Annotated in this window: 5 protein-coding genes; 2 read left to right on the forward strand and 3 right to left on the reverse strand. The window is 37.7% G+C overall.

Annotated elements, in window-relative coordinates; genetic code table 11:
• Window positions 1–10 precede the first annotated feature (10 nt).
• The gene (locus DNK84_RS12650; RefSeq protein WP_162902453.1) at window positions 11–172 is read left to right on the forward strand and encodes an efflux RND transporter permease subunit; all 162 of its coding nucleotides are present in this window, start codon (window positions 11–13) and stop codon (window positions 170–172) included.
• Here DNK84_RS12650 and DNK84_RS12655 read toward each other — a convergent pair.
• Both DNK84_RS12655 and DNK84_RS12660 read right to left on the reverse strand, forming a co-directional pair.
• Entirely contained in the window at window positions 169–1,404 is a 1,236-nt protein-coding gene (locus DNK84_RS12655; RefSeq protein WP_119344845.1) for a sensor histidine kinase, read from the reverse strand. The genes DNK84_RS12650 and DNK84_RS12655 overlap by 4 nt on opposite strands.
• On the reverse strand, window positions 1,401–2,126 hold the full coding sequence (locus DNK84_RS12660) for a response regulator transcription factor (RefSeq protein ID WP_119344846.1): 726 nt from the start codon (window positions 2,124–2,126) through the stop codon (window positions 1,401–1,403). Before DNK84_RS12660 ends, DNK84_RS12655 begins: the two co-directional genes overlap by 4 nt.
• 165 nt (window positions 2,127–2,291) lie before the next feature.
• On the opposite strand from DNK84_RS12660, the gene DNK84_RS12665 reads away from it, so the two are divergent.
• On the forward strand, window positions 2,292–2,702 hold the full coding sequence (locus DNK84_RS12665) for a hypothetical protein (protein ID WP_119344847.1): 411 nt from the start codon (window positions 2,292–2,294) through the stop codon (window positions 2,700–2,702).
• A 103-nt stretch (window positions 2,703–2,805) separates the two neighbouring features.
• On the opposite strand, the gene DNK84_RS12670 is transcribed toward DNK84_RS12665, so the two are convergent.
• Window positions 2,806–3,228: an ISAs1 family transposase gene (locus DNK84_RS12670; protein ID WP_119344848.1), complete on the reverse strand. Its 423-nt coding sequence runs from the start codon at window positions 3,226–3,228 to the stop codon at window positions 2,806–2,808.
• Window positions 3,229–3,470 lie beyond the last annotated feature (242 nt).

Raw genomic sequence — 3,470 nt, forward strand, 5'->3', positions numbered from 1 at the left:
GAGGTGCTCAATGTATGTTTTAGGAAGCATTCCTTTACTTTTAGCAACAGGTCCTGGCAGTCATTCTCGCAACCAAATAGGCCTTGTTATCAGCACAGGCATGCTATTTGGCACCTTGTTTACATTGATTATTCTACCCACACTATACAGCATGATCCAAAAAAAGATTTAACAGGGTAATAAAATCTGTACCACAAGGCCTTTTGGTTTATTAGGTGAGAGTTTGATCTTGCCGCCGTGGCCTTCGATAACTTCTTTTGCGATACTTAAACCTAAACCAGAGCCACTGACATCCGCATTACGGGATTGATCTGCACGAAAAAACGGTTCAAATAAACGCTCATATAACGCAACGCTGACACCTGGACCTTGATCACTAATCTGGCAAACAACATATTTATCTTGAGAAAATAATTGCATCTTTACCTCATCCTGACCATATTTAATTGCGTTATCCAGAATGTTGACGATTGCCCGCTTAATCGACATCACTTTGCCAGTATAGATAACAGGCTTCTCCACAATTAATTTAATAGCATGGCCAAGATCCTGTGCATCATGCGCGATTGAGGTAATCAATTCAGAGAAATCAAAGGAAACCGCATTTTCTTCCTGCAAGAAATTTTTTGAAAATGTTAAAATGGCATTCACCATGGCTTCAATATTATTGACATCCTTTAAAAGCGCTTCTTTTTCCTGAGACTCTGACAGTAACTCGACACGTAACTTTAACCGCGTAATCGGCGTTTTAAGATCATGAGAAATAGCCGCAAGCATTTCTGTGCGTTTGTTTACAATATCTTTAAGTAAGTTCTGAATTTTTTGAATACTGTTAAATAGTGATTCAGCTTCATTATTCTCGACAGGAAGACTTATCTGACGATGAATATTTGATGCTAAAGTCTCAAGTGCATTTCTTGCAAGTAAATTGACTTTTTCAAGCCTCTTTAGTGCCCAATAGCACAACCAGAACATCACACCAAGCAAAACAAAAATAGCGAAAATATAGATAATAATCATTGCCGTGACCTGATTCCAGGGCGAAAAAGAAATAGATAGATAATGTCCCTGATATTCTAAAATAAATGGCTTCGTCCAATCAAAAGGTGGGCGAATCTGGTGAAGCTTGAATACAGGGAGTTTACTGGATGCAACTTGTGTATTGTTAATCGTATCGATATGCACACGCATGCCTGGCACATTCTCCAAACGCCGTTTTAATTGATTAATATCTTGTGTTTGATTCTGAAACACATCAACAATATTCCTTTGCGCCATATGACTATAAATACTGCTGCCTGCCAATTGGCTTAGCTGGAATCCAACAAGGCTTAAAAGAAAGCCAATCAGCAATAAACCAATCGTTAAAATCCAGTATGTCTGCTTTGCAAGATGTGTTTTCATTCCCTCGCACCCTGTTGTTTTTTAGCACAAAATTGATACCCTTCACCACGTATTGTTTTTAATATACCTGGTGATTTAGGGTTTGTTTCTATTTTCTTTCTTAACCGACCAATAAGAACATCAATCGTTCTATCATAAGGCTCACAAGCCTTATCATAAAGTCGATCCATTATCTGATCTCTTGTCAATATCTGTTGTGGGTGTGCAAGAAATATTTCCAATAAATGATATTCCTTACTGCTTAATGCAATAACAATATCATTTGCGTCAATGAGCACATGCCGATGACGATCAAGACGCCAGTTTGCAAAGCAGATAATTTTTTCACCTTGCATATTGCTATTACTGAGTTGACCACTGGTTCGTCGCAAAATTGCTTTAATTCTGGCTAAAAGTTCTCTTGTATTAAATGGTTTTGGCAAATAGTCATCAGCACCAACTTCTAACCCTAAAATGCGATCACTTTCTTGATCTAAGGCACTGATGATAATAACGGGTATATCAGAGTTTCTCCTTATTTGGCGGCACAACTCAAAACCATCAGCACTTGGTAACATAATGTCCAACAGCACAATATCAAAAAGTGTATTTTTCATGGCTTGTGCCATTTTAATGCCATCTGTTACATGGGTGACTTGATAATGAAACTGCGCAAGAAAGCTGGATAACAGCTTGCCAATTTCACGATCATCATCCACAACGAGCACTTGCTTTTTTTCCATTTTCACCTTCTTTTATACTAGAGAAGTCCTGTAACAGAACTGTTACAAAATTCTTTGTACTTGTCATATTCCTGTTACCGCTAATATGTAAGCTTATATTATGGCATAAACAAATTGTTTTGTTTATGTTTGTTGCACTTACCAAATTATATAAAGGAGCCAATCATGAAAAAGTTTATTACACTCACGCTCATCTGTATTATGACAATAAGTGGTATAAGTTATGCTTATGCTTCACCTGGTCAACCATTACCTCCTTCTGCTATAAAGCATAAAAAGCCACTTAATCTAACCGCTGATCAGGCAAAAATACTGGTTAATGCAAAAATAATCCAGCATCAACCCACTAGCCAACTTGAAATAGATAGTGTTAAAACGATTAAACTTGCTAATGATAATACTTTTTATCTTGTCTATATCAAAGGGCAAGAAGGTGATTTACGCCAATTTTTTATCGTTGATGCGCAAACAGGACACATCTCCCCTTACCCAAGGCCACCCAAACACAAAATGAAAAAACACGGACCACATCATCAGGTTATTGGCACGTTGCCAGCACCACCATCACAAGCATGAGATTTTACACCGCCAAGATAATGCCTTAAAAGCAGTCTTGTCTGTAATTGACGCCCACCCAAGCAAGCTGCTAAATTGGTCTTGATTAACCTTTGAATAACCTTCATCTCTTTTTGATGCCATTCGCACAAGACCATGCATTTACTATGTGAAGCCCTTTCAGTTCCTTGTTTTTACGTGCAGAACCTCTGAGTGTTTTACCATCGATTGCAATAACCGTTTCAGGTAATAGTGCTTGTACCTTTCTAAACCATTTCATGCAGGACTCTTGAAATTTCAATGGCTTTAACACACCAAAAACACGAGAAAATGTATCGTGCGAGGGAATTCCATTAGGCAGCTCTAGAAAATTAGAAAACCAATCTTGACGCGCTTTTCCAAAGTCTTCAATTTCTTCCCAGCCTTCTGCACCACAAATTACTGCACAAATAGCAATCGCAATAATATCCAGTAGCAAATGCTTCTTTGTCCTATCAACACGAGGGTCTTTTAATTCCTTAAAACATTCAACGAAAATACTATCCATAATAATTTAAATTGATACTTAGTTTGCTATAACTGATAAGATGCACTATATTCCAGCATTAGGCCAGATAAATACTAGGATGTAGATGCGTTTACCCTGGCCCTGGGTAAAAAATGCTTGCAAGTGATTCAGTAAATATTGTAAGGTATCCATTGGTGAACCACCCTTTTTATACAACCCTAAGATACAGGGATAAACTTTGGTTTGCAGCTCACCAATAGCAAATTCTTACACAATTCGGG

The organism is Facilibium subflavum, from assembly GCF_003574485.1.
Lineage (GTDB): Bacteria > Pseudomonadota > Gammaproteobacteria > Francisellales > Francisellaceae > Facilibium > Facilibium subflavum.

What these genes read in the sequence shown, in the direction of transcription:
- DNK84_RS12650 (WP_162902453.1), top strand. Translation starts at nt 11, where the DNA reads ATGTATGTTTTAGGAAGCATTCCTTTACTTTTAGCAACAGGTCCTGGC.
- DNK84_RS12655 (WP_119344845.1), bottom strand. Translation starts at nt 1,404, where the DNA reads ATGAAAACACATCTTGCAAAGCAGACATACTGGATTTTAACGATTGGT.
- DNK84_RS12660 (WP_119344846.1), bottom strand. Translation starts at nt 2,126, where the DNA reads ATGGAAAAAAAGCAAGTGCTCGTTGTGGATGATGATCGTGAAATTGGC.
- DNK84_RS12665 (WP_119344847.1), top strand. Translation starts at nt 2,292, where the DNA reads ATGAAAAAGTTTATTACACTCACGCTCATCTGTATTATGACAATAAGT.
- DNK84_RS12670 (WP_119344848.1), bottom strand. Translation starts at nt 3,228, where the DNA reads ATGGATAGTATTTTCGTTGAATGTTTTAAGGAATTAAAAGACCCTCGT.